Origin of the sequence: Acinetobacter sp. YH12063 (assembly GCF_013419715.1) — a bacterium.
Taxonomy (GTDB): Bacteria; Pseudomonadota; Gammaproteobacteria; order Pseudomonadales; family Moraxellaceae; genus Acinetobacter; species Acinetobacter amyesii.
In genome coordinates, this window is sequence record NZ_VOZO01000005.1 from 246,666 (window position 1) to 272,008 (window position 25,343).

General features: G+C 41.0%; 20 protein-coding genes and 1 pseudogene. 4 read left to right on the top strand and 17 right to left on the bottom strand.

The genetic code is table 11. The features are described from left to right. Positions 1-12: 12 nt before the first annotated feature. From FTU12_RS07380 to FTU12_RS07395, 4 genes are all read right to left on the bottom strand, one after another. Complete coding sequence (locus tag FTU12_RS07380) at positions 13-1,488, bottom strand: OmpA family protein (protein ID WP_180114070.1); 1,476 nt, start codon at positions 1,486-1,488, stop codon at positions 13-15. Positions 1,489-1,698: 210 nt separating this feature from the next. After that, the gene (locus tag FTU12_RS07385) at positions 1,699-2,934 is read right to left on the bottom strand and encodes a dihydroorotase (protein ID WP_180114071.1); all 1,236 of its coding nucleotides are present in this window, start codon (positions 2,932-2,934) and stop codon (positions 1,699-1,701) included. Between the two features lie 9 nt (positions 2,935-2,943). Beyond that, positions 2,944-3,960 carry an aspartate carbamoyltransferase catalytic subunit gene (locus tag FTU12_RS07390; protein ID WP_180114072.1) on the bottom strand — a complete coding sequence of 339 codons (1,017 nt, stop codon included), beginning with the start codon at positions 3,958-3,960 and terminating at the stop codon, positions 2,944-2,946. 369 nt (positions 3,961-4,329) lie between these two features. Continuing rightward, positions 4,330-4,686: a hypothetical protein gene (locus FTU12_RS07395; RefSeq protein WP_180114073.1), complete on the bottom strand. Its 357-nt coding sequence runs from the start codon at positions 4,684-4,686 to the stop codon at positions 4,330-4,332. Positions 4,687-4,907: 221 nt separating this feature from the next. Between FTU12_RS07395 and rlmKL the strand changes: the two genes are divergently transcribed. Next, positions 4,908-7,112: a bifunctional 23S rRNA (guanine(2069)-N(7))-methyltransferase RlmK/23S rRNA (guanine(2445)-N(2))-methyltransferase RlmL gene (rlmKL, locus tag FTU12_RS07400; RefSeq protein WP_078188622.1), complete on the top strand. Its 2,205-nt coding sequence runs from the start codon at positions 4,908-4,910 to the stop codon at positions 7,110-7,112. A gap of 41 nt (positions 7,113-7,153) precedes the next feature. On the opposite strand, the gene FTU12_RS07405 is transcribed toward rlmKL, so the two are convergent. The 9 genes from FTU12_RS07405 to crp form a co-directional block, all read right to left on the bottom strand. Continuing rightward, positions 7,154-7,312, bottom strand: a complete 159-nt coding sequence (locus FTU12_RS07405; RefSeq protein WP_162689727.1) for a hypothetical protein — start codon at positions 7,310-7,312, stop codon at positions 7,154-7,156. A 123-nt stretch (positions 7,313-7,435) separates the two neighbouring features. After that, the gene (locus FTU12_RS07410) at positions 7,436-7,621 is read right to left on the bottom strand and encodes a hypothetical protein (RefSeq protein ID WP_180114074.1); all 186 of its coding nucleotides are present in this window, start codon (positions 7,619-7,621) and stop codon (positions 7,436-7,438) included. A gap of 188 nt (positions 7,622-7,809) precedes the next feature. Then, positions 7,810-9,111, bottom strand: a complete 1,302-nt coding sequence (locus FTU12_RS07415; protein WP_180114075.1) for a DUF945 family protein — start codon at positions 9,109-9,111, stop codon at positions 7,810-7,812. Positions 9,112-9,239: 128 nt separating this feature from the next. Next, positions 9,240-10,406 (bottom strand): GNAT family N-acetyltransferase, encoded by a 1,167-nt coding sequence (locus tag FTU12_RS07420; RefSeq protein ID WP_180114076.1) that lies wholly within the window; start codon positions 10,404-10,406, stop codon positions 9,240-9,242. 1 nt (position 10,407) lies between these two features. Next, a complete protein-coding gene (locus FTU12_RS07425) occupies positions 10,408-11,958 on the bottom strand; it encodes a GH3 auxin-responsive promoter family protein (protein ID WP_180114077.1) in 1,551 nt (516 codons plus the stop codon). Next, entirely contained in the window at positions 11,958-12,794 is an 837-nt protein-coding gene (locus FTU12_RS07430; RefSeq protein WP_306669391.1) for a hypothetical protein, read from the bottom strand. Before FTU12_RS07430 ends, FTU12_RS07425 begins: the two co-directional genes overlap by 1 nt. A 225-nt stretch (positions 12,795-13,019) precedes the next feature. Next, positions 13,020-15,599, bottom strand: coding sequence for an ATP-dependent chaperone ClpB (gene clpB / locus FTU12_RS07435; protein WP_168377776.1), 2,580 nt, complete (start codon positions 15,597-15,599; stop codon positions 13,020-13,022). A 347-nt stretch (positions 15,600-15,946) separates the two neighbouring features. Next, a complete protein-coding gene (locus tag FTU12_RS07440; protein WP_180114078.1) occupies positions 15,947-16,996 on the bottom strand; it encodes an NADP(H)-dependent aldo-keto reductase in 1,050 nt (349 codons plus the stop codon). A 202-nt stretch (positions 16,997-17,198) separates the two neighbouring features. Continuing rightward, positions 17,199-17,909, bottom strand: coding sequence for a cAMP-activated global transcriptional regulator CRP (gene crp / locus FTU12_RS07445; protein WP_180114079.1), 711 nt, complete (start codon positions 17,907-17,909; stop codon positions 17,199-17,201). A 148-nt stretch (positions 17,910-18,057) separates the two neighbouring features. Here crp and FTU12_RS07450 point away from each other — a divergent pair, with 148 nt between their 5' ends. Together FTU12_RS07450 and FTU12_RS07455 are read left to right on the top strand one after the other, a co-directional pair. Further along, complete coding sequence (locus FTU12_RS07450) at positions 18,058-18,486, top strand: OsmC family protein (protein ID WP_078191820.1); 429 nt, start codon at positions 18,058-18,060, stop codon at positions 18,484-18,486. Between the two features lie 403 nt (positions 18,487-18,889). Beyond that, positions 18,890-19,636, top strand: a pseudogene (locus FTU12_RS07455) (IS5 family transposase). A 253-nt stretch (positions 19,637-19,889) separates the two neighbouring features. Here the strand turns inward: FTU12_RS07455 and FTU12_RS07460 are convergent. The 4 genes from FTU12_RS07460 to glnT all read right to left on the bottom strand — a co-directional run bounded on the left by FTU12_RS07460 (position 19,890) and on the right by glnT (position 24,433). Beyond that, a complete protein-coding gene (locus FTU12_RS07460) occupies positions 19,890-21,224 on the bottom strand; it encodes an FMN-binding glutamate synthase family protein (protein WP_180114080.1) in 1,335 nt (444 codons plus the stop codon). Positions 21,225-21,252: 28 nt separating this feature from the next. After that, positions 21,253-21,978: a protein glxC gene (locus FTU12_RS07465; protein WP_180114081.1), complete on the bottom strand. Its 726-nt coding sequence runs from the start codon at positions 21,976-21,978 to the stop codon at positions 21,253-21,255. 29 nt (positions 21,979-22,007) lie between these two features. Further along, the gene (locus FTU12_RS07470) at positions 22,008-22,922 is read right to left on the bottom strand and encodes a glutamine amidotransferase family protein (RefSeq protein ID WP_180114082.1); all 915 of its coding nucleotides are present in this window, start codon (positions 22,920-22,922) and stop codon (positions 22,008-22,010) included. Positions 22,923-23,035: 113 nt separating this feature from the next. After that, positions 23,036-24,433: a type III glutamate--ammonia ligase gene (gene glnT, locus FTU12_RS07475; RefSeq protein WP_218955933.1), complete on the bottom strand. Its 1,398-nt coding sequence runs from the start codon at positions 24,431-24,433 to the stop codon at positions 23,036-23,038. 296 nt (positions 24,434-24,729) lie between these two features. Here glnT and FTU12_RS07480 point away from each other — a divergent pair, with 296 nt between their 5' ends. Then, entirely contained in the window at positions 24,730-25,329 is a 600-nt protein-coding gene (locus FTU12_RS07480; protein ID WP_180114083.1) for an XRE family transcriptional regulator, read from the top strand. Positions 25,330-25,343: the final 14 nt, after the last annotated feature.

Below are 25,343 nucleotides of genomic sequence, written 5' to 3' on the forward strand. Positions count from 1 at the left end.
TTTAGTACGGTTTTAATTGGTCTTTTCAGTCACGCCTTCACTGGTAACATCTCGTACTTTGCCATTCTCAGTATTTAAAACTTCAAACTCAATACGTCGGTTTTTGAATTGACCTTCTTTGGTGCTGTTTTCTGCTACCGGTTTTTCTTGACCATAACCCACCGCTTGAAGCTGTGCAGGATCAACGCCTTTCGACACCAAGTAATCCACCACAGCTTGTGCACGCTCTTGCGATAAAGCTTTATTCGCTTCCGCATTACCCACAGCATCGGTATGACCTTGTACAGTCAGATGTACTTCTGTAGCACGCTGCATTAACGCTGCCGCCTGATCTAAAATCGATTTATTCACATCAGGAATATCAGATGAACCTGTCGCAAAATTAATAATTTGTAAATTCAGCGCAGTCGCAACATCTAGGGCACGAACTTGTTCAGGGTTAATGCTCGCTAGTGCTTTTTGTGCATCGGTAATACTGTTATCTACAGCAGTTTGTTCACTCACACCTTCTTGAACCAATACCGTCATATTTTTTGCTAAAGGCTTAATTTGATTGGCAAGGTTTTGAGCATCAGCAGGATTTTGCGACAAAATTGATAACTGATTTTCTGTCCAGGTTAAAGTGGTATTTGGCACACCTTTAAGTTTTTGCAGAACCGTTGGAATGGTATCTTGATCAATAAATTGAGTATGGTAACTGGCATCAGATGAAGCACCACAACCCGTATTAAAGTTAAAGATCTGTTTGACTTGTTGCTGCAAAATTTCAAGATAATTTGAATCACCAGTTTGAATTTGACAGTTGGTTAACTGCCCATCTGTACCGGTGCTAAATTGCAAATGTGCTGGCTGAGATGCAGCAGGCTGTGCAACTGTTGTTGCAGAGGTGGTTGGTTCTTCTTTATTGGTACAAGACTTAAACCAAAATGCGATCAGACCCAATAATATAAGCAGCGCAATAATTGGCAATAACCAATTCGAGCGTTTTTCTTCAACGATAACAGGTGTTGGTTCAACAACAGGTGCTTGGTGTAATGTACGGCCAGCTGCAGTGTTGACCCCTAAACCTGCGAGTAAAGGTACTGCCCATTGTGGTAGTGCCGCCAAAATGCTATCTGCATGATTATCCAGTAAATGCGTGATTGCGACGGGATCAGATGAACCCGCTTCATTTTCAAGTGTCCCTAAAGTTGGAGCTATAGAGTGGTTTAAGGTTTGCTCTATTTCTGACGTTGGGGCCGTACCGCCACCGAGATGTTGCAAAAATTGTTCTTTTAATGTGGGATTTGCTGAAAATATATCACTAATACGAGGGTTTAACTGTTTTTGAAAGGCATCAATAAATTCAGGTTTGGATCGAAAAATATTTAACAGGAATGGAATAAACTGGCTAATGGCTGAATTTTTTTCAGCTAAGTGTTGTGTATCACCGTCCAGCACAATCGAGGAGACGTGCTGCTTAATCAGCGCTAATAAATCTATACTCATATTTGTACTCCATGCAGTTGTCATTATTTTCATGTGTACTTCAGTTTATATGCTTATTTTTTGATCAAATGTAATAATTTGTTCGGACTTGTCAACGTTTTAAATTCTGCTTTTACTTTTAATCAATATTAAAAAAAGCCAGCCGAAGCTGACTTTTAGATGTCTCATTAAAATGCTAAGAATCAAAAGATTTCCATATTAAGCTTCCGCTTAAACGGCATAAAAAGCTTGAAGCACTTTACCTTTTACCGTTTGCTGAATTAATGGTGTGTTCTTACCATTTGATACAATCGTATCTTTATTAATGGTCCACTCAAGTTCTGGATCGACAAGTACCCAACCCGCTTCACCTGCCCAACGTTGTTGCATATTGGCCACTTTTGCAGGTGCTAACGTTACTTTCTCAACCCATTCCAGCGGGCTTAATAAGCCTTCTTGAATCAATTGAATACCAAAAGGCACATAAGTATCAAATGCTGTAAAACCGGGTTGAGTTTCAGCAAAAGGCGCCATTTTCGCAGAGCTGCTCAGCGGCTCATGATGCGTGCAAATCGCGTCAATTACACCGTCTTTCACCGCTTGGCGGAGCAAGTCTTTATCTTGCTCGGAACGCAGTGGCGGACGTACATGTGCAAGTGAATTAAAGCCGTCAATCAACTGATCAGTTAAATGCAATTGGTGCATGGCTACATCGCAAGTCACCGGCAAGCCTTTCGCTTTGGCATGTTTAATCAATTCAACAGATGCACCTGATGACAACAGACCAAAGTGCGCACGCACTTTAGTGGCTTCAATCATCAGTAAATATTTTGCAATGGCTACGGTTTCCGCTAATGCAGGGATCATCGGTAAACCTTGACGAGATGCGACAAAACCTTCATGCACACAGCCATCTTTGGCAATCTGCGGCTCTTCGGCATAGAACACAACGGTCATGTTCAGACCCGCAGCATATTCCAAGGTGCGAATCACTACATCATCGTCCATAAATGGCGCATTGGCATTCGATACCGCAGTACAGCCACCTTTTTTCAAACCTGCCATATTCGCCGGCTGCTTGCCTAACAAACCTTGAGTTTGCGCGCCAATCACCTGCAGATAAATGCCGCCGTCCAGCATGGCTTTTTCCACCAGGCCATGAATCAATGCGCCATTGTCCTGCACAATCGGTTTAGAGTCAGGCGGGGTAAACACATGCAAAATACCATTCGCACGTGCAGCCTTACCTTCTGACTTTAAAGTGCCGTGCTGCTGCTGACCCGGCTCTCGTAAACGCGCGCAAAGGTCAACCATACTTGGCATCAGCCATTTGCCTTGTCCATCAATGGTTTCAGCGGCATTGCTTTCGGCAACCAATCGGCCATTTTCAATATAAACCGTCTGTACGCTGTCAGTTTGATTGATTGGATCTAAGACACGTACATTTTCAACTTTAACAATACTCATGACTATCCTTTAAACCGCAATCACTTCAATTAAACCTTTTTCTTGCAACTGACCTTGCATTGCCAAAGCCAGTACCGCCATACGCACCGCAATACCATTGGTTACCTGATGTAAAATCACTGACTGAGTGCCATCGGCAATACTTGAGTCAATTTCAACACCGCGGTTCATTGGTCCCGGATGCATCACGATGCAGTCAGGTTTTGCCAAAGCCAGACGCTCTTTATTCAAACCGTACATTTTGTAGAATTCGGCTTGAGATGACAGCGCAGGAGAATCAATACGTTCATTTTGAATACGCAAGGTAATAATCACATCGCAGTCTTGAATACCGGCTTCCATGTTGTTGAACAGACGAACGCCTTCGCCATAGTCATCAAAACCGTAAGGCAGCAAAGTATTTGGCGCAATGACACGAATATCTTTACAGCCCAATGTTTGCAATGCAGCGACATCTGAGCGGGCAACTCGAGAATGCTTAATATCACCAATAATGGCAATGGAAATGTCTTCAAAATTCTTTTTGGTTTCGCGGCGAATCGTCAACATATCCAACATGGCTTGCGTAGGATGAGCATGACGGCCATCACCTGCATTGATGATTGCCACATGCGGACAAACATCTTTGGCAATAAAGTGCGGCGCGCCTGACGATGAATGACGAACCACAAAAATGTCGGTCGCCATCGCTTCTAAATTCCACAAGGTATCACGCAGTGTCTCGCCTTTTGATGTACTTGAACGTGCAATATCAATGTTCAATACGTTTGCAGACAGACGTTTTGCTGCCGCTTCAAAAGTAGTACGGGTACGTGTTGAATTTTCAAAAAACAGGTTCATTACCGTACGACCTTCTAAAAGGTTGTTGGTAATCAGCTGATTTTGGTCATTAAAAAAGGACTGTGCAGTGTCCAATATTTTTGTGAGAGTTTCTTTAGAAAGGCCTTCGATGGTGAGGAAATGTTTTAAGTTACCATCTTGGTTGAGTTGAATCTGGCTCGGTGTATGCAATGCCGCCAAGTGCATGAGAGATTCCTTATCGTTAAGTTAACGCATTATACAGAGAATCTTGGCAAATGGCAGTTGAAGTTTTCAACGTTCAATGCAAACTCATGATGTTATTCAAAATGAATTTTTAAATTCCTATCTATCATTTCAATTAGATAAATTAAACGGTTTAAATTAAACTTCACCTTTCCCCTTTCAAAAAGCCTTCAAACAGAACTTCAATCCATCTTTATTTTTGATTGAATTAAATACTTTCAAACAGATAAAGTTCAGCTATAAACAGCCGCCTTCTGCGCAGTTCAACAACTATTGAAACATAGAAAGATGGTTGATACATCAGGCTGTGCGCAGCAGAAAATATACGCCGCTGCTCACAGCATGATTGAATTAACGCAATGCGCCGATATAACGATGTGCAACCTGTGCTTTATAGATATCTTCCGCAGTCGGTTCGCTCATTAAAATTTCAGCTGTTTCAGGCTGTACTGAACTGTCTGTCAGTTCCTCTGCTTCAGAAACGGCAGCTTCATGCAAATTCAACTCGCTATACAAACGTGCAACCAAACGGGATAATTCAGGATCAGCCGTTTCCAAAGCCAAGTTAGAAACAAAGCGTGCATATTCGACATTTTCAACTACATATAATGCGTCAATAACCCGACCTGACACACGACGTAAACGCGCATAGATTAAGGTTGCGATTGAAAATGCGTTTGATTGACTATTGATTGCCAGCCCTGTCATAAATACCCCTAATGATATCAATATTATAAAGATCGAATTTTGATCAGTGTTATAGCAATTTTTGTACCATTAAGTGATATTTCTCACAATGTACACAGAATAAATTTGATAAAGTCATTCAAATCTACCGATATTTCTCCCGTTTCAGCGCAATATCGTCCGCCCAAATCCACGAAAATACGTTAAAATATGCGATTGCTTTTTTGCCTTTGGAAATTTACATGAATTCGAAACCGCGTCTTTCTACATATTGGGTTACCTGTGCAGATGGACTGGAAACCTTACTCCGCGAGGAAATTGAAGGTTTAGGTGTTCAAAATATTGAACAGTTCCCGGGTCGTCTTGTATTCAAAGGCACACTTGAAGATGCGTACCGTATTTGCATGTGGTCACGTTTGGCTTCACGTGTACTCACCCCCATTCATACACATGAATTAGAGTTCACACATGATGCACGTGATGTAGCGGAAGAGCTCTATGAAGGTGCAATAAACTTTGACTGGTCACTTATTTTTGCACCACAAAGTACATTTGCCGTTCGTTTACATATCGAACGTGACATCAAAGTCAATTCTCAGTTCGCAACTTTACGTGTTAAAGATGGTGTGGTCGATTCCTTTATGGAAGCTGTGGGCAAACGTCCAAGCATTGACATTAAGCAACCTGAAATTACGTTGTATGTATTAGCTGGCAAAACTGAACATACTTATTGCTTAGATTTATCAGGTGATTCTCTACATAAACGCGGCTACCGTCGCTATATGACAGATGCACCGATTAAAGAAAACCTAGCGGCTGCCATCTTACAGAAAGCAAAACTTAAACAGCATCAACCCGATATTATCTTGGACCCAATGTGTGGTTCAGGGACATTTATCATTGAATCTTTAATGATTTTGACTGACCGCGCGCCAGGCCTTGTTCGTCGTTTTGGTTTTAATGGTTGGAATGGTCATGACCATGAACTTTGGATGTCGATCAAAGGCGAAGCTGCTGAACGTCATAAAGCTGCACTTGAAAATCCTCTCCCACAATTCTATGCATTTGATGCAGACTGGGAAGCGGTAAAAGCGACCAAACAAAATATTATTGCTGCAGGTTTCGAATCTGTACTTGATCAAATTAAAATTGAAGAACGTACACTTGCAGACTGGCCAGATTTCCAAGCAACAGGTAAGAAAAGCTTTGTTGTCACCAACCCGCCATACGGCGAGCGTTTAGGTGATAAAGCCTCTAACCGCGCACTGTATTTAGGTTTATCGGCACTATTACAAAAGAACTTCCCGAACCAGCCTGCTGCGATTATTGCAGCACAAGTTGAACAGGCCGATGTCCTTGCCTTTAATGATCCGCAAATTTTGCGTTTGATGAATGGTAAGCTGCCAATTTACGTCCGTTTTGGTACAGTCAAACCTGCGGCAGTTCAAAAGCCTTTCCTCGAGCATTGGGAACCTCAACAATTTGAAAAAATTGAAGGTGCAGAAGACTTTACTAACCGTCTGCAAAAAAACATGCAGAATCTTAAAAAATGGGCAGTTAAAGAAAATATTTTCTGTCTACGTTTATATGATGCCGATTTGCCAGACTTTAATGTCGCGGTAGATTTGTATGGTGATCGTTTACACGTACAAGAATACGCACCACCGAAAAAAATTGACCCTGAGAAAGCCAAAAAACGCTTTAACTTAGCACTGCAAGCGATTCGTGCAGTGACAGGCTTAGGTCGTGATGCGATTTTCATTAAAACACGTGCCCGCCAAGAAGGTAAAAATCAGTACACCAAACAAAGTACTGCGTCTAAACGTTTTATCGTTCAAGAAGGCAAAGCAAAGATTTTGGTGAACCTAACAGACTACCTCGATACAGGTTTGTTCCTTGACCATCGTCAAATGCGTCTACGTATTGCCAAAGAAGCCAAAGGTAAACACTTCCTGAACTTATATAGCTATACCTCTACAGCGAGCTTACATGCAGCGCTTGGCGGTGCAGCAAGTACGACCAGTGTCGATTTGTCAAATACCTACCTAAACTGGTCTAAAGAGAACTTTGTACTGAATGGTTTGACAGTAGATCATGCAGATGAACAACATCAGTTCTTCTCTAGCGACTGTTTTGAATGGTTGAAAGAAGGTCACGAGCAATATGACCTGATCTTTATTGACCCACCAACATTCTCTAACTCTAAAAAGTTCTATGGTACGTTTGATGTCCAACGCGACCATATGTCTTTGCTTAAACGTGCCATGAACCGTTTAACCACTGACGGAACGCTTTACTTCTCAAACAACTACCGTGGTTTTGAGATGGACGATGTGATCATGGCAATGTTTGACGTTGAAGAAATCAGCAATGAAACCATTGGCCTAGACTTTAAACGTAATACCAAAATTCACCGTGCATGGAAAATTACCCATCCACAAATCTAAGGTTTAACTTTAGAAATTCCTGATCTATGAAATGAAGCGCGTCAGTGCTTCATTTCAACCACGACGCCATCTGGATACGTTACTCGAATATTTTCATGTCGCTCTTGCAGCACAATACGGTTAATCGGTGCAACTTCAGGAGATTGTATTAACCCGACCTGATCCGCTGCCCTTTTCTTTTGAAGCAAATAATCACTCATGGTTGAGCCTTCAAGCTGGGTCTCCTGAATGATCTTATTATTACGATTAGATTTATGATTTGAATTGTTCTGCTGCTCTTCTTTGGGTTTAGCTGCTTCACTCTCAATAATATCTAAGGTTTCTTAACTAAATTGTTTTTTACCTTGCGTTTCATTCGACAAACGTTGATCTGAAATTGAAGTACCCGCAAAAGCTGTAGACTGAACAGCGATCAGAAAAATGCTACTAATAAGACTGTGTTTTACCCAAGAACATTTAGGCATGGATGATTGAACAAGTTTCCGTCTAAAAAAATAATCGTGTGACATGGTGTCTTTCCTATTGTTGTTTTGATTGGCTAGTTGCCCATTGACGCTAGCAACTTTTCAACTGTTCAACAATGGCTAGGCCGCTGAGTTCCGATAAAGTGAACATCATGATTCCGCAGCTAAAAATATAAAACCGTCAATCAATGACGGTTTTATATTTTCAAACTAAACGACTAACCACTTGTTGCTTATTTCTTTTGTATGGCTTGACCAAAAAGCTTTTGACCGAACTTATATTGCATACTCATGACCATGTTATCGCCATCGCGCTTGCCTTGCCCGGATGTTTCAAAACCAGCAAACATAGCTTCGGCTTCCTGTCCTGACAAACTTTTGCCCTGTAATTGCAAAAAGTTATTCATGATTGCAGTCATCATATTTTTATCAAAACTTAAGTCTGCTTGAAAATCCAGTAAGCTTGGCACCATTTTGATAAAAGACTCCATTGAAGCATGGTGACCCGGCATGACTTTCCCCACGACATTTGCAGAGGCTGTACCTCCACCAATACTGATCGAGTTATCTTTAGACTCAAAATCAAAACCTTGACTTGCGATTGCTAAGAAAGCTTGAGTCATTTCTTCACTTGATTCACCCACTGCATCGCATGAGTTTTCCACTTGATGCCAAAGTTCACTAAATGCTCGAACTTTATCCAAATTGACTTTATGCAATGCCAAATTCAGTGCGAAATCTTTGGTGACCGGTGAACCTGGGAAATCCATCTCATCTGCTTTTAAATAGCCTTCAAAGTCCACATCATGTTTATTTAGTTCGGTCTCCCAACGCAGTTGCATACCACGCATGCCGCCTGAGAACTTTTGATCTAAACGTTTGATAGAACCCGCTTGAATTTCAACAAAACCATTTTCAAGATTTTTCTGATTTAGACCTTGATTGGTCTTCATCGAAAAATTTTGCACCATGGTTTGCATTGGACCTTCACTCAACCTAACCACAGGTAAATGGATTGAAAGCTCAGATACCTTAGTGACTTGCCCCGGTAAACTACTGATCCGAATTTGCAATTGGCTGGCATCAGCTTGTACCGTTGCACCCTGTGCAGTCGTTTTAAATGCAGGAATCTGTAAATCTGTTTTACTTTGACCAATCCAATTGACCAACGTTTTTGCCGTTAAGTCCGTGCCAAAAAGCTTGGCATATTCGGACGTACTTTGTTGTTGAACAATCTTAAAATTCGAGTTGATGTTATAGCCTTTCAACCCACGTTGAATCTGATCGGTACCCTTCAACACGATCACTTCTTTCGGTTTACACGGGTCTGTTTTCAGGGTTAATACCCAATCGACTGTTCCACCCATCAAGCCCATTTGATAATTGCTGTACTTTACATCAACATCTTGTACAGCTGCGGACCAATTATTCTGTGTATAAAATTGGGCAAGAGATTTATCTGCATATAAATTTCCTCCCACCACAGCTGCTGAAAGCACCGCTAAACTGCCAATTCCCCATATCAATTTTGACATGTCTTTCTCATTCTGATTATTCTTTGCGCAGTATACTGAAGAACTCAGTTACATAAGTACACAATTAGAATGATATTAAATGATTGATTTGGCAGTTTTAATTGATTTTTTGATGGCTATCACTTTAACTATATACGCCCAGCTTCAAAATAACTTATTCGTTTACGATCAAAAGCTGCATATGGATTGCCTTTAAAACTATGAAAATAGTGCTTGGCTTTTAACACGTGAGAGGTGGTATTTTTCATCCATCCTATACGTGGGTCCTTCTCTGCCAGAGTGATGCAATAGGTTTCTTTGCCACGTCGCTTGGTCTGTTGCTTGGCATGAAAAACTAAACTTGCAAATACATCTAGATGTTCAGGATGACATAGTGGACTATGCAGCATTAAATAATCGAAAGTTCCCTGAATTTTTGGCAGTGATAATACACCACGCACACTGGCGTAGGCATTATAAAAAGGCTTCATCAACTTTAATGGACGCGAATAGTCGATTACGCGGGTTTGTTTAAAACTCTTTTGATTCCATAATCCGTAGAGTCCAACCAACTGATTGTGCTGATCATAAATCAAATAAAAATCGTCCAGATTTAAGCCTGCCCAAAATGGATTTTGACCATCAACCAACGCATTAAAATCATAGCTAGGTAAAAAATTATAATGGTCTTTCATTTTTAAAATGAAATCATTTGCTTCATCTACACGTTCAGCAGTCAGGGTTTTAAATTGATATTGATTGAAAGCTTTTGGTTTCACTGCTTGTGAAACAGTAAAGGTTCGGATTTCGTCATAAAAATATGGCAACGGAAAACCTGATCTTTCATGATGTAAAATACTAGCAGCAACAGTATTAGCGTTTAAAACTACACTTTCAAAAATCGTATCTTGCGGAATTTCATCGTGGACATAGTCCATTAATAAGCGCATGACTTTAGCACCACGATACGCTGGATTCATTCTTAAATCGGCAACATAACGCATTAGGTCAGGCTGACCATTGATATAACAATAACGCCATCCCAAATTCATCATCGCAATCACAATAGATGGATCATCCACAGGGACAACCACTTTTAAATCTGGTCGATTATACTGTGCATGGCTAGCAGCCAAATAACTCGGGTGACGCTCATAAGATAAGGTAATACCATTACTTGGCACAGTCTCAGCACTAATTTTCATTAGTTGCTCATCATCTTCGACAGTCGCATTTCGAACCGCAAACTTAGTCTCATTCTTTGAATGATATAACGCCGTTTCGTCGAACGGTGCATCTAACACATCGATATCCATCTCAATACTCAATTATTTTTGTTTTCATTTTCTTAAGCGGCTCAGGCTTAATATTCCCTTCAATCATGCCATTGTTCATGGCTAGTGTTTTGTAGTAGTCCCAAGCATCTTGTACATGTACCACTTCAGGTTCATCCAACTGCCCCAGATCGCGTGCCAATTCATAATGAAAATTATGTTTTAGTAACCGATCTAGCGCTTGAGCAGACGGTTGTTTGTCTACATTGCCTTCACTGAGTAAAACATAATGCGGTTTTTTAACCGAACATTGTTCGATACCCAAGATACTAATTGGTAAATAATCCACTTGTTTAAACTCTGCAAGGACTTTAACTGCTGCATTGTGGTCGAGCTTTTCTCCGACCAAATCAACCGTCATTTTTCGACCTAAAAATTTAAAACATGGCACTTGCTGATAAAAGTCGGTGACTTCTAATTCATCATCAATCACATAACGAATTAATCCTGAACCTGTAGTAATCACAGGACTAACGATATCGCCTATTTTCAGTTGCCAAGATGGCACCACTTTTTGGCTGTCTTGCAAAATAAATTCATAAAAATGTGACTGATAACTTAAGGTAAAACGGTTTGCAAATGGAATCGTCACTACGCCTTCAGTTGCCCATAAACCTTTACCCTCAAATGCCACCCCTGCAATTCGTTGCTGTAGCTGTACTGCCCATTGCTCTGCGCTCGCTGTATCCCAACTCGAAACTAGACTGAGTTTAGGCCACAGTTTTTTCCACGCCGTTGCTTGGGTTAAATCCAAGTCTTGTAAGCGATAGCATTGTTGACAAGATTTCGGAACTTGCAGAAAACTCAAACCATCACGTTGCCATTGTCCAGTTTTTAAGACCTGTACAATTTCAGCTTGATGTTCTTGAATAATATCCAGCAATTGCAATGCAAATGTAGGACTCCATACCGAAATCATGCCTAAATGCTTATCTGCAACGAGATACACCGCGGTTGCAAACATGGCATCTTCGGCTGAATTTGCCATCGCAATTTCAGTCGGTACCGATTGAGTAATTTTACTCAACACTCGCTTCGACAGATTAAGCAGCGCACTGTCATCATTTAAATTACTATTTTCTAAAAGCTTTCGCTGGCTTTCAGGCAACCATGAAACCGACCAATAATGCGTTGAATTTTTAAGTTGTGGGTGTGTCCGATATAAATTAGTCAGCCATAAACCAATAGCCTCATCCAGTTCATCTAAAAAAGCCTGAGTATAGGGAATGAATTTAATTGCTTCACTCGACCCACTGGTCGGTTGAAACCGTACAATTTTTTCAGGCCCCAAACTATTTTTGCCACTTTGTCTGGATTGTTCAATTTGGCTTTTCCAATTGCTATAACGAGAAAGCGGATACTTTTTGGCAAATTGCTCATAGCTTAAATTTTGCGAAATGTGCTGCTTTAAAAAATGGCTTAATTTTTTACGTTGCACATTTTCTAGCTGATTTGCCTGCTGTGTATAGCGTTGAAACGCTTTGCGGCAGGCAATATTCAAAACTTGATGTGCAGTGGTGAGAAGCAATCCCATTAGGCCACCTTCGAGTCAGAACCTGTCGCAATATGTAATGTACGTGACTTATAACGTAACTTGCTATCATGTTTGCTCACACTGGTGGTCTTGGTTAAGAATCGATTTACATAACGGTATAAATCGCTCCAGCGTAATTCACCAATGCACGGAAGTTCTGTTCCATCGACCCAAGTTGGGTTCTTATCTTCAAAGAAAGCTATCTTGGTATTATTTTCGCGCATTTCATGGGTGATGGGCGCAACATCTGCTTTGAGTGGTTGATAGTCTTCGCCAAAATTCAGCAGACCCGTTTCGTGGTTATAATATTCTGAGAAGTATTCTTTACAGTACGATTCAACAAAGTCTTTGAGATGAGCATTTTTCTCACCATAGTGTGGATAGTAGCTGTAGTAGTTATTGGCTAAGAGCAGATAAGTTTTAAAGCCTTTAGAAATTAAAATCCAATATATAGGTGTTCTTGGATGACGAAATTTAAAACTAATAATATAACGGAACATTGCTCTAGTTAATGCACGATTTCCCCAATACTCTTTCTCAATAATGGTATCTCCACTGAAAAAAGCATGTCGGGCTTTACCATCAACAACAAAGTCACGTTCCATAACCGTCGAAAATCCGACAATTTGATTATTTTTCGGTTCAATAATAAAAAAAACACCGGTTTTTTCTAAGAAGTCGCGTTCAAAAATTTCATAACGGGTATTGGCATAATACTTTTGATAAATACCATACATACGTTTGAGTTCTTGAACAGTGATGTCACCAGTATGTTTATATAAACTATAAGGTTCTTTTTTGATCTGCCTAAGCAGTTTAAATTCCATCATAATCATAATTTCCTGTTGCCATTCATTCTTGATGAACGCGCGATATTGTTTTTGTTTTACAGAACACAGTCATCTCGTTGGATGCGTGCGGACGTCATATTAGTGGGTGAAAATGATGAAATGCAATCAACTTTACGTATTTAAACGAAAATCACGAAAAGCGTAAAATAAAAAAACCCGGCCTAAACCGGGTTTCTGTTTTTACAACTGAACGTGGCTAATTTGTACCTTTTAATTGAGTTTCATCTTGTCAAAACTTAGGTGATCTCCTTCCGCTTGAACAACAATCGTATCGCCCGGTTGGAACGCGCCTGACAAGATTTTCTGTGCCAGTGTATTTTCAACTTGTTGTTGGATGGCACGTTTTAGAGGACGTGCACCATATACAGGGTCAAAACCAGCATCGATAAGTAACTCAAAGGCACTATCTTCAACTGCCAAACTCATGTCTTTGTCAGCCAAACGTGAACGTAAACGATCCAACTGAATATCTGCAATGCCACGAATTTGCGCTTTTTGTAAAGAATGGAAAACCACTAGCTCATCAATACGGTTCACAAATTCAGGACGGAAATGTTCAGATACAGCAGCCATGACCACAGCACGAACTTCGTCTTTCGACGGGTTTTCACCTAATTCACGAACATCGGTTGAACCTAAGTTCGAGGTCATCACGATTACGGTGTTTTTGAAATCAATCACACGACCTTGTGAGTCAGTTAATCGACCATCATCTAACACTTGAAGCAAGATGTTAAAGACGTCTGGATGGGCTTTTTCAACCTCATCAAACAACACCACACTATAAGGTTTACGACGTACAGCCTCAGTTAATACACCGCCTTCTTCATAGCCCACATAGCCCGGAGGAGCACCCACTAAACGGCTCACCGAATGCTTTTCCATAAACTCTGACATGTCGATACGAATAATCGCATCATCACTGTCAAATAAGAAGTTACCTAGAGCTTTGGTTAACTCAGTTTTACCTACACCTGTTGGCCCAAGGAATAAGAATGAACCACTTGGGCGGTTTGGATCGGATAATCCTGCACGAGAACGACGCACCGCATTTGATACTGCTACGACCGCTTCATCTTGACCGACTACACGGTTATGTAAGAACTCTTCCATGTGTAAGAGTTTTTCACGTTCACCTTGTAGCATTTTTGCAACAGGAATACCTGTAGCTGCACTTACCACTTCAGCGATTTCATTTTCAGTGACTTTGGTACGAATCAGTTTCGGCTCTTCATTCACCTCCGCAATTTCTTCTTCATTCAAGCGTTTTTGCAACTCAGGAATGACTCCATATTGCAAACGGCTCGCTTCTGCTAAATCACCTTCACGTTGTGCTTTTTCAAAGGCAGTACGTGCTTTATCTAACTCAATTTGAGCTTGATTCGTTCCGTCAACCAGACGTTTTTCCGCAATCCACACTTCTTCCAAATCGCTATATTCTTTTTGAACTTCAGCAATTTGTTTCTCCAAATGCTCAACTTCAGCTTTTGAGACTGAATCTGCATCTTTTTTCACCGCTTCAAGTTGCATTTTTAACTGAATTAAACGGCGATCTAAACGGTCAAGTGGCTCAGGTTTTGAGTCAATTTCCATTTTGATTCGTGATGCTGCTTCATCAATCAAATCAATGGCTTTATCTGGCAACTGACGGTCTGTGATGTAACGATGCGACATTTTTGCCGCAGCAATAATTGCAGAGTCTAAAATTTGCACACCATGATGGGTTGCATATTTGTCTTTTAGACCACGTAAAATCGCAATGGTGTCTTCCACGCTCGGTTCATCAACAATCACTTTTTGGAAACGGCGTTCTAATGCCGCATCCTTTTCGATATATTGACGGTACTCATCTAAGGTGGTTGCACCTACACAGCGAAGTTCGCCACGTGCCAACGCAGGTTTAAGCATATTCCCTGCATCCATTGCACCATCACCTTTACCTGCGCCAACAAGCGTATGTAATTCGTCAATGAAGAGAATGATCTCGCCATCATATTTGGCCAAATCTTTTAGAACTGCTTTAAGACGTTCTTCAAATTCACCGCGGTATTTTGCACCTGCAAGCAATGAACCAAGGTCGAGTGAAAGTACACGTTTACCTTTCAGACTTTCAGGAACTTCGCCATTGACGATACGCTGTGCTAAGCCCTCAACGATTGCAGTTTTACCCACACCCGGCTCACCAATCAGTACGGGGTTGTTTTTACTACGGCGTGATAAAACCTGAATGGTACGGCGAATCTCTTCGTCACGACCAATGACCGGATCTAGCTTACCTTCTAATGCACGTGCATTGAGGTCTAAGGTATATTTGTTGAGTGAATCACGTTGATCTTCGTGGTTATTACTCATGACTTGTTCACCGCCTCGTATTTGTTCAATTGCACTACGTAATTTATCTGTCGTTACGCCTACACTATTTAATAAGGTTTTGGTTTTACCCGTTTCAGCTAAACCGAGAATCACCCAATCTGTAGAAAGAAACTCATCTCCAGCTTTTTGCGCAAAACTATCGGCTAAATTTAGCGCTTTGACTGCTTCAGGATTTAGGTTGATGTCCCCTGTCGGCGTCGCAATGGTGGCGGTATCCTGTAGGGCTTGCTGAAGTTTGGTTTTTAACTCAGGAAGATTAGCACCTGCCTGTTGTAACAAGCTTTGGTTCGAAGGCTCTTCAAGCAATGTCGAAAGAATATGGATTCCTTCAATGGCTGTATGGTCTTTCCCCATTGCTAAAGATTGGGCATCGGATAATGCTTGCTGCAAACGGTTTGTGAATTTTTCGAATCGCATTCTTGTTATTCCTCACAACAAATTCTGTACTTGAAGCATATATGGGAGTCATATTTAAAATTTCAAATACATTTTTCAAATATTTTTCAATGAGTTAATTTTAAGATAAAGATAAATCTCAATTATAATATTGGTATAAATAGAATACTTTTCAAGTCATTTATTGAAGAATTTAGTACTTTATTATATTGTTTAAATACATATGTATTTTTAGGCAATTTTCTTGTCAACTCAACTGACTTTCTGACAATAAAATTCAATGATTTTCCATTTGCTTAAATAATACAAATGTCAAAAAAGCCCACATTTACATGCAGGCTTTTGCTTAATCCACTAAAAAGTTCAGCTTAAGGTGCAGGATTTGGCTGCTGGCGATGAATATCTTCAATCCCTTTTAAAATGTCTTCTGATAAATTCACATCAAACGCATCAATATTTTCTTTCAACTGATCTAGATTCGTCGCACCAATAATTGTACTGGTGACAAAGAATTGCTGCTTAATAAATGCAAGGGCTAACTGTGTCAACGTTAAACCATGCTGTTCAGCCAATTGTGCATATTGTTCTGTTGCCCATTCACTCTCCGCATTTGAATAACGGCTAAAGCGTGAAAATAGTGTTACTCGAGCATTGGCAGGACGCGCACCATGACGGAATTTACCTGTTAGATAACCAAATGCCAATGGAGAATATGCCAATAAGCCCACGCCTTCGTAGTGTGCAATTTCAGATAAACCTATTTCATAAGTACGGTTCAATAAACTATACGGATTTTGCACACTGACAATTTTTTCTAAACCATGCTTTTCTGCAAGTTGTAGGAATTTTAAAGTTCCCCATGGTGTTTCATTGGAGAGTCCAATAGTACGAATTCGGCCTTTTTTCACCTCATAACTTAAAGCAACCAATGTTTCTTCTAAATTGGTAATGGTTTGCGTATTGTTCGCTTCGGCATTGCCAAAACCCAATTTACCGAAAAAGTTGGTTGGTCGTTGCGGCCAATGCAGCTGGTATAAGTCAAGATAATCTGTTTGTAAGCGCAGAAGAGATTGATCTAGTGCAGACTCAATTTCCGAAGCAATAAATTTAGTTTGCCCGTCACGAATATGACTACCGCCTTGTGACGGTCCTGCAATTTTTGAAGCTAAGATTATTTTATCGCGTCCACCGCGAGCTGCAATCCAGTTACCAATAATAGTTTCAGTTGAACCTTGGGTTTCAGGTTTCGGTGGGACAGGATACATTTCTGCAGTATCCCAAAAGTTAAGACCACGCTCTAAAGCATAATCCAGTTGCGCAAAAGCTTCTGCTTGGGTGTTTTGTTCACCAAACGTCATGGTGCCTAAACAAATTTCTGGAACTAAAATGCCGGTATGTGCCAATGGTTTAAATTGCATGCCGCAAATTCCCTCTTTATTTTAAATATCAATATATAAGTCACGAAGTAGCTTACCTAAGATATCGGCTTTGTTTAAATCATAATTTTCTGTTTACTTGTCAAAAAATGTGAGAAAAGCTTGTTCAGATATAATAGTGAGAAATGAATAGACATAAAAAAAGCAAACCCCTGAGTTTGCTTTTTTTGATTTAGAAGAATGATTATTCTTCGTCGTCAAATTCGTCAGAAGCCAATTGGCTTTTCTCTTCAAGCGATGCATCAAAAATTAGAATCGCTTTACCATCAGTTTCGATCATACCTTGTTCTTCAAGTGTTTTTAGAACACGACCAACCATTTCACGGGAACAACCCACAATACGACCAATCTCTTGACGAGTAATACGAATCTGACGACCATTTGGCAAAATCATTGCTTCAGGTTGTGAAGATAAATCAATTAAGCAACGTGCAATACGACCTGACACGTCAATAAACGCAAGGTCGGTTACTTTACGCGTCGTATTTTTAAGACGGCGTACAAGCTGTGCAAATACCGCATAACTTAAGTCTGGGTATTGTTTGCTTAATTCATGAAAGTTTTCATAGGTAATCTCAGCAATTTCACATACATCTCGCGTACGCACTTCTGCAGTACGCTGTGCATTTGCTTCGAATAGACCCATTTCCCCAAAAAAGTCACCCGCATTTAAGTACGCAACCACAATTTCACGCTCATCATCTTCACGTAAAATGATAGATACTGAACCCTTAAGAATTAAATACAAAGATTTAGATTCTGAGCCCGCATCAATGATTGTTGTACGTTTTGGGTAACGATTGATATATGCACGTTTTAATAATGCCTTCACCGACTCAGGTAACTGCCCCGGAGATAGCGCATCTGTGCTAAGTTGTGAAAAGTTTGAAGTCATGCTAACAGTTTCCGAATATGGATAATTTATAGATCGCACAAGACCTAAAGTGAACTTGTCACACGTAAGAGTTGAAATTCCTTATCAACTCAATTTATGTTAGTGTACAGGTACTGCGTAAATTTATAGCTTTTTTTAGGGACTTGCAATGCAAACTAGTGTTCATTGGCTAGAGAATGTTGCTTTTGAAGCAAAAACTCAAAGTGGTCACACTGTTATGATGGATGGATCACAAGAATATGGCGGTGAAAACCGTGGTCCGCGCCCAATGGAACTGATTTTAACAGGACTTGGTGGTTGTGCATCTTTCGATATTGTGACGATTTTAAAGAAAGCACGCCAAGACATTACTGATGTTCGTTGTGAATTAAATGCAGAACGTGCCGACACTATTCCTGCTGTATTCACTAAAATTCATTTGCACTTTGTAGTCACTGGTCATGGCGTGAAGGAAAAGCAAGTTGCAAAAGCGGTTGAACTTTCTGCTGAAAAATACTGTTCTGCTAGTAAAATGCTGATGGATGGTGGTGTAGAAATTACCCATGACTTCGAAATTTTAGAAACTGAAGATGCATAATTTATTTGTTCAATTAAGAGCCGCATAGAATGCGGCTTTTTTGTTTCAAATAATCCGCTATAGCATACATTGTATAAAGCACTGCTATATAGTCATAAACGCAGAAATATGAGCCAAAGAAGTTTGGCTTAATCACTTAAACAATCAATATCCAAATTGATGTATTTGCACATAGATGCATTTACACCCAATTCCATCTCATGATGATTTTACGACTCAATCCATATGAATCTATTCAAGCCAAATACGATTGAAAACGATTGCGAAGAACACCTTACATATAAGTCGATTTGATTCAACTATAGTCTTAATAACACTTTAATTAGGGTGTGTTGACACTTTTAGCTTAAAAAAATAGCGAAGTAGTAAAATCAAATCGCCAAACCCAATTTTACTATTCGCTATGCCTCGTACCATGCTGACAGATCAACACTGGCAAAAGTTGAAAGTTAATCTGCGTAATTTATCCATTCACCACAACTCAAATTTACGCAATTTTATTGAAGCTATTCTCTATAGAATTAGAACAGGCTGTCCGTGGCGAGATATTCCTTCTTGTTTTGGTCATTCAAACTCTATTTTCAAACGTTTTAATCGTTGGTCAAGCAGCGGTAAGTTACTTAGATTATTCAAATTACTAGCCTCATGCCCCGATATGGAGTGGATTTTTATTGATGGCTCTCATGTACGTGCTCATCAACATTCTGCCGGCATAGCGAATCAATCTATTTCTAAAAGTGTAGGAGGAAACTCCTCAAAAATACATTTGATTGTTGATGCACATGGCAATCCTATTGATTTCATGATTACCGATGGAACCACACATGATGTTAAAGTTGCACCTGATTTAATATCAACATTAGATTTAAAAGAGACATAAGTCGTATGCGCAGATAAAGGCTATGATTCAGAACCACTGCGTGAACAGATCAGGAAAACAAGTACCAAAGCGAATATACCAAGGAAAACGAATAGCCAATCGAACAATGACCATATGGACTGGTATTTATATAAAATCAGGCATTTAGTTGAAAATATGTTTTGCAGATTAAAGGAGTTTAGAGGAATAGCTACTCGATATGACAAGCTCAAAAGGAATTATCAAAGTTCTGTTGCTTTAGCCTGTATATTTTTATGGCTACCTTTATAGGGTTAATTATGAACAGTAAATGTCAACAGACCCTAATAATTTCAGATAAAAAAAGCAGAATCATTCTGATTCTGCTTTTTGAATTTGGTAGGTATAAGCAGACTCGAACTGCTGACCTCTACGATGTCAACGTAGAATAATTCGTTTTTAAATCTATAACTTACAAACGAGTGGTGTCGCTATGGTGTCACAAGTACTTTGTTACAAAATAAAAAATGAGGAAATTATTCCTCATTTTTTATTGTTAACTAGATTAATACTGCACTTGTCCTGGAACCCAATTGGTGCCAGCCAACGGTACCCGCGCCATTGCTGCTGCTTCAACATTCAGCGCCACTAAATCCTCAGGGTCTAAGTTATGCAGATGCGATTTACCGCATGCACGCGCCATAGTCTGAGCTTCGAGCACCAATACACGCAAATAGTTCGCTAAGTGACGCCCGCCTTCGACTGGGTCTAAACGTTTTGCCAATTCAGGGTCTTGCGTGGTAATACCCGCTGGGTCACGGCCATTTTGCCAATCATCATAGTAGCCAGCACCTGAACCGATTTCTTTCAGCTCTTTGTCTAAACGAGGGTGGTTGTCACCCAGTGCAATGAGTGCGGCTGTACCAATTGCAACCGCATCTGCACCCAAAGCCATCGCTTTCGCGACATCTGCACCTGTGCGAATACCGCCCGAAACAATCAGCTGCACTTTACGGTGCATGCCCATTTCCTGCAATGCTTGAATTGCTTGCGGGATAGCTGGCAAAATTGGAATACCCACATGCTCAATAAACACTTCTTGAGTCGCTGCAGTACCGCCTTGCATACCATCCAGCACAATGACATCTGCACCTGCTTTAACAGCTAACTTGACGTCATAGTATGGGCGGCTTGCACCGATTTTCACATAAATCGGCTTTTCCCAGTCGGTAATTTCACGGATTTCTGCAATTTTAATCGCTAAATCGTCTGGACCTGTCCAGTCTGGATGACGGCATGCACTTCGCTGATCAACACCGACTGGCAAAGTACGCATACCTGCTACACGCTCAGTGACTTTCATGCCCAACAGCATACCGCCTCCACCTGGTTTAGCACCTTGGCCTAGCACAATTTCAATCGCATCCGCTTTACGTAAATCATCTGGATTCATGCCATAGCGCGAAGGCAAGTATTGATACACCAACGTCTCTGAATGGCCGCGCTCTTCCGGTGTCATACCACCATCACCAGTAGTTGTCGACGTACCGACCATTGATGCGCCACGACCTAAAGACTCTTTAGCGTTGGCAGACAGCGCACCAAAGCTCATGCCTGCAATCGTTACCGGAATTTTCAGATGAATCGGTTTTTTGGCAAAACGTGTGCCTAGCACTACATCTGTACCGCACTTTTCACGATATCCTTCCAACGGATAACGCGACATACTTGCGCCTAAAAGCAGCAAATCATCAAAGTGTGGAACTTTACGCTTCGTACCGCCACCGCGGATGTCATAAATACCTGTCGCTGCTGCGCGTTGAATTTCCTGAATCGCCAAACGGTCAAAAGTAGCAGATTCGCGTAATACAGGTTCAAATTCTTGGATTGTTTGGGTCATGATTTAATTCTCCATTATTACGCAAAGATTAGTATGCAGATGCATTGTCGACTTTGAAGTTGTACAGTTGGCGTGCCGAGCCATAGCGTTTGAAATTTGAAGGATCTTCCTCAAAACCTGCTTTCGCCAAAAGTTCTACCAGTTCGTCTAAATGTTCCTGACGCATTTCTTTTTCAATGCAGTCCGAACCGAGCGATTTCACTATGCCTTTCACATAAATGCGGGTTTCATACAAAGAGTCGCCTAAAGCATCTCCTGCATCACCGCAAACCACTAAACGGCCTGCTTGCCCCATAAAGCAGCTCATATGACCAATGCTGCCACCCACTACAATATCCACGCCCTTCATTGAAATACCGCAACGTGCACCAGCATCGCCTTCAATAACTAACAGTCCGCCATGTGCCGTTGCACCTGCTGCTTGTGAGGCATTGCCCTTAATATGTACAGAACCTGACATCATATTTTCCGCAACACCAACACCGACATTGCCGTTTACAATGACATTTGCTTCTTGGTTCATACCTGCACAGTAGTAACCCGCATGGCCGTCAATCGTTACATTGACAGGCGCTTTAATGCCAACGGCAATATTGTGCTGACCGCCTGGGTTACTCACTGTCCAGTCGATAATGCTTTCAGTCAGTTCGACGCTATGCAGCGCTTGGTTTAAGTCACGGATGCTGTCGATGCTTAAGTCATATTGATCTTTTAAAATAGAAGTGCTGATTTTTTCTGCTACTGCTGTATTCATAAGTCGTGTCCTCTTTTCTCTATTTTGTCTTAAGCTGCTTGAACCGAATTGCGTTCCCATACATACAAAGTCGCTGGCTCTGGCTCCCAAACTTTGGCTTTATCAATATTTGGCAATGAAGCTAAAGCTTGATATTCAGACGCCATCGCAACGTAATCATCTGTTTCTGCAAGCACTGCAGGTTTGCAGGCAATCGGATCGCGGATCACTGCAAAACCATCTTTGGTGCCAATGGCAAAGGTAAAGAAACCGTCCAAATCATCTAAGGCATTATTCAAGGCTTGCTCTAAATTATCGCCCTGCTGTAAACGCCAAGTTAAATAACCCGCCGCTACTTCTGTGTCATTGTCTGTTTCAAAATGGATGCCTTCGCGTTTTAATTCTTGGCGTAAGCGTGCATGATTTGACAGTGAACCGTTATGCACCAAACACAAGTCTTGACCGGTTGAAAATGGATGACTGCCTTCCATGGTTACTGCGCTTTCGGTTGCCATGCGGGTATGACCGATAATATGACTGCCTTTCATATTGGCTAAGCCAAAACGTTCTGAAATTTCAACGGGTAAACCCATGCCTTTTAAGATTTCAATACTTTGTCCAACACTCATAATTTTTAATTGCGGGGCAATTGTCTCAATGGCAGCACGCACGGCATCTTCATCTGTTTTGGCTTTAATTACGGCTGCTGTAGCATTTTGGAACCAGTCCATTTCAGTGTTCAATGCCGCTTTCAGCTGTTCAGCAAATGCCGCCCAGTCAAAACTCTCTTCTACTGACTGCAATGTCAGTTTTACCCAGCCATCTGTCACTTCATCGCCATAGATTGCAAAGCCAGCGCTGTCTGGACCGCGGCCTGTCATCGATTCCAGCATCGGTTCAAACAGTTTGCCCAGCTGTGATTCCAAAGCTGGATTTTTTAAATATAAGCCTACGATTCCGCACATAATCATTCTCCGCTAAATGCTGTTTTTTAATTCAAAGTTCTAATTCAATCGTTTTGGTGAAATAGTGATATTCACTGTATTTGTTTACTGGAACTGTTTCGTTCTAAAGCTACTTAGAAAAATTCGGTGTAACGCTGAACTTCCCAATCCGACACATGACGACTGTATTCCACCCATTCCATGCTTTTTTGATTAATAAATTCATCAACAATTTCTGCGCCCAACTGCTCTCTAAACAATGGATTAGCTTTTAATGCTTCTATGGCTTCTTTTAGAGACTGCGGCAAGGTTTCGATACCACGTGCGGCAATTTCTTCCAAACTCAAGGTATATAAGTTTTCATTGCATGCCGGCGGTGGTGTGAGTTGACGTTCAATACCATCAAGACCTGCTGCAATAATGGCAGCTGAAACTAGATACGGGTTGCAGCCAGCATCTGGCAAACGCAGTTCAATACGACCATATGGAATGCGCACCATGGCAGAACGGTTATTTGACCCATACGCAATAAAGGCCGGTGCCCATGTCGAGCCAGACAATGAACGTCCTACAACCAGACGTTTATACGAATTTACGGTTGGTGCGCAGAATGCACAAAGTGCTGGCCCATGCGCCAATAATCCAGCAATAAAGTGATATGCCATTTTCGAAAGGCCCATGCCTTGCGGATCTGAATCATCATTAAATAGATTGCTCGACTCTTTACTGCCAATCGACAAGTGGAAATGCATGCCATTTCCCGCACGTTTCGGATCTGGCTTAGGCATAAATGAACAGACAATACCCAAATCATTGGCAATTTCACCAGCCGCCATGCGGAAGAACGTGAACATATCTGCCGAATTCATGGCGTCGCTGTAGGTGTAGTTAATTTCAAACTGCCCATTAGCATCTTCATGGTCAATCTGATAAATATCAAAACCGACTGGAATTAAAGCTTCAGTCAAACGCTCTAAAAACTCGCGTGAACGTGATAAGCCTTTATAGTCATAGCATGGCTTATCTAAATTGTCAGAGTCATCCACAGCTTTAAGTTTGCCGTCTTCAGCACGGCGGAAGAGGCTGAATTCAGGCTCTAAACCGGTATTTAATGTCCAGCCTTTTGCACTTAAACGCTCAACTTGCTTGCGCAGTACAAAGCGGGAATCATATGGATGCGGCTTGCCATCTACATAGCCTTCGCAAACTACACGACCATAACCTGGCTGCCATGGCACAGGTGTTAAAGAAGATAAATCACCTTTCACCATAAAGTCAGGCCCATGTGGCTGCATGCCCATTCCCGAGATGGCAAATCCTGCAAAACCGACACCAGCACCTTCTATTGCTTTTAGCCCTGAAATCGGCACAGATTTAGTTTTGGCTGAACCATGAATATCTACAAATTGAGCCAATACGTATTTTAGTTGATGTTCATCAATCACCTTTTGCACTTCTGCACGGTACTTTGGCTTGGTGATGATGTCCTGTTCTTCTTCAAAGAACTCTTTTATAACGGCCTGCTGTAACATATTTGACATACTCCCAATATGACAAAAAATGATGTTTGGCTCGAATAATGCAAAGAATTTATTATTCGATTGTATTATTCAACAGAAGAAACTTTCTTTCCTAACAAGAAAGCAATTCCCTTGCCAACTTTTCAGGACCGTAAAAAATTATTATGTTTTTCTGCTAAAAGCCTTTATATTCCTAATAGGAAATTTTTATTCATAAAAATTCACCCTGACATCATTGGCGCTGTTTTTTAATTTTGATTAAGATGCAGCAATCGGTTCAGAGTCAAAACAGTGCGAGTTGATCCATAATGAGACAAAATAAAAACAGCCTTAAGCTGGAGCAATACATTGGCATTCAGATCAAACGCTGCCGTCAGGAGCAAGGCCTGAAACTGGCTGAAGTCGCGCAGACTGCCGATATCAGTCAAGGTATGCTGAGCAAAATTGAAAATGCGCAAGTGTCTACCAGTCTGGAAACCTTGAGCCGATTATGTGAAGTTTTAGGGATTCCGCTGTCCACCCTGTTCAGTCAATATGACCAACAGGAAAGCCGTGCCATGATTGTAAAATCTGGCGAAGGAATGGAAGTGGTGCGCCGTGGCACAGAAAAAGGCCATACCTATCATTTGCTGACGCATTCACGCGGGCCGCGTAAAAATTTTGAAGCCTATTTAGTCAGTATGGATGATGCCAGCGAGGAATTTCCGACCTTTGCCCACCCAGGGACAGAAATGCTATATCTCATTGAAGGTGAAATTATGTACCGCCATGGCGATGAAGTCTTTGATATGAAGCCGGGCGACTGCTTAACTTTAGACGGTGAAATTCCTCATGGCCCTGAAAAACTGATTAAAGTGCCGATCCGCATGATTTCAATGGTCAACTATGGTGACAATCACGCTGAATAAATTGTATCTGCTGG

Bases quoted from the DNA above. Each gene is read 5' to 3' on its own strand.
- FTU12_RS07390 (WP_180114072.1), bottom strand. From the start codon at position 3,960: ATGCACTTGGCGGCATTGCATACACCGAGCCAGATTCAACTCAACCAA.
- FTU12_RS07480 (WP_180114083.1), top strand. From the start codon at position 24,730: ATGAGACAAAATAAAAACAGCCTTAAGCTGGAGCAATACATTGGCATT.
- FTU12_RS07410 (WP_180114074.1), bottom strand. From the start codon at position 7,621: ATGTCACACGATTATTTTTTTAGACGGAAACTTGTTCAATCATCCATG.
- FTU12_RS07395 (WP_180114073.1), bottom strand. From the start codon at position 4,686: ATGACAGGGCTGGCAATCAATAGTCAATCAAACGCATTTTCAATCGCA.
- crp (WP_180114079.1), bottom strand. From the start codon at position 17,909: ATGACTTCAAACTTTTCACAACTTAGCACAGATGCGCTATCTCCGGGG.
- FTU12_RS07380 (WP_180114070.1), bottom strand. From the start codon at position 1,488: ATGAGTATAGATTTATTAGCGCTGATTAAGCAGCACGTCTCCTCGATT.
- FTU12_RS07430 (WP_306669391.1), bottom strand. From the start codon at position 12,794: ATGATTATGATGGAATTTAAACTGCTTAGGCAGATCAAAAAAGAACCT.
- FTU12_RS07420 (WP_180114076.1), bottom strand. From the start codon at position 10,406: ATGGATATCGATGTGTTAGATGCACCGTTCGACGAAACGGCGTTATAT.
- FTU12_RS07415 (WP_180114075.1), bottom strand. From the start codon at position 9,111: ATGTCAAAATTGATATGGGGAATTGGCAGTTTAGCGGTGCTTTCAGCA.
- FTU12_RS07440 (WP_180114078.1), bottom strand. From the start codon at position 16,996: ATGCAATTTAAACCATTGGCACATACCGGCATTTTAGTTCCAGAAATT.
- FTU12_RS07405 (WP_162689727.1), bottom strand. From the start codon at position 7,312: ATGAGTGATTATTTGCTTCAAAAGAAAAGGGCAGCGGATCAGGTCGGG.
- glnT (WP_218955933.1), bottom strand. From the start codon at position 24,433: ATGTTACAGCAGGCCGTTATAAAAGAGTTCTTTGAAGAAGAACAGGAC.
- FTU12_RS07470 (WP_180114082.1), bottom strand. From the start codon at position 22,922: ATGTGCGGAATCGTAGGCTTATATTTAAAAAATCCAGCTTTGGAATCA.
- FTU12_RS07465 (WP_180114081.1), bottom strand. From the start codon at position 21,978: ATGAATACAGCAGTAGCAGAAAAAATCAGCACTTCTATTTTAAAAGAT.
- clpB (WP_168377776.1), bottom strand. From the start codon at position 15,599: ATGCGATTCGAAAAATTCACAAACCGTTTGCAGCAAGCATTATCCGAT.
- rlmKL (WP_078188622.1), top strand. From the start codon at position 4,908: ATGAATTCGAAACCGCGTCTTTCTACATATTGGGTTACCTGTGCAGAT.
- FTU12_RS07450 (WP_078191820.1), top strand. From the start codon at position 18,058: ATGCAAACTAGTGTTCATTGGCTAGAGAATGTTGCTTTTGAAGCAAAA.
- FTU12_RS07425 (WP_180114077.1), bottom strand. From the start codon at position 11,958: ATGGGATTGCTTCTCACCACTGCACATCAAGTTTTGAATATTGCCTGC.
- FTU12_RS07385 (WP_180114071.1), bottom strand. From the start codon at position 2,934: ATGAGTATTGTTAAAGTTGAAAATGTACGTGTCTTAGATCCAATCAAT.
- FTU12_RS07460 (WP_180114080.1), bottom strand. From the start codon at position 21,224: ATGACCCAAACAATCCAAGAATTTGAACCTGTATTACGCGAATCTGCT.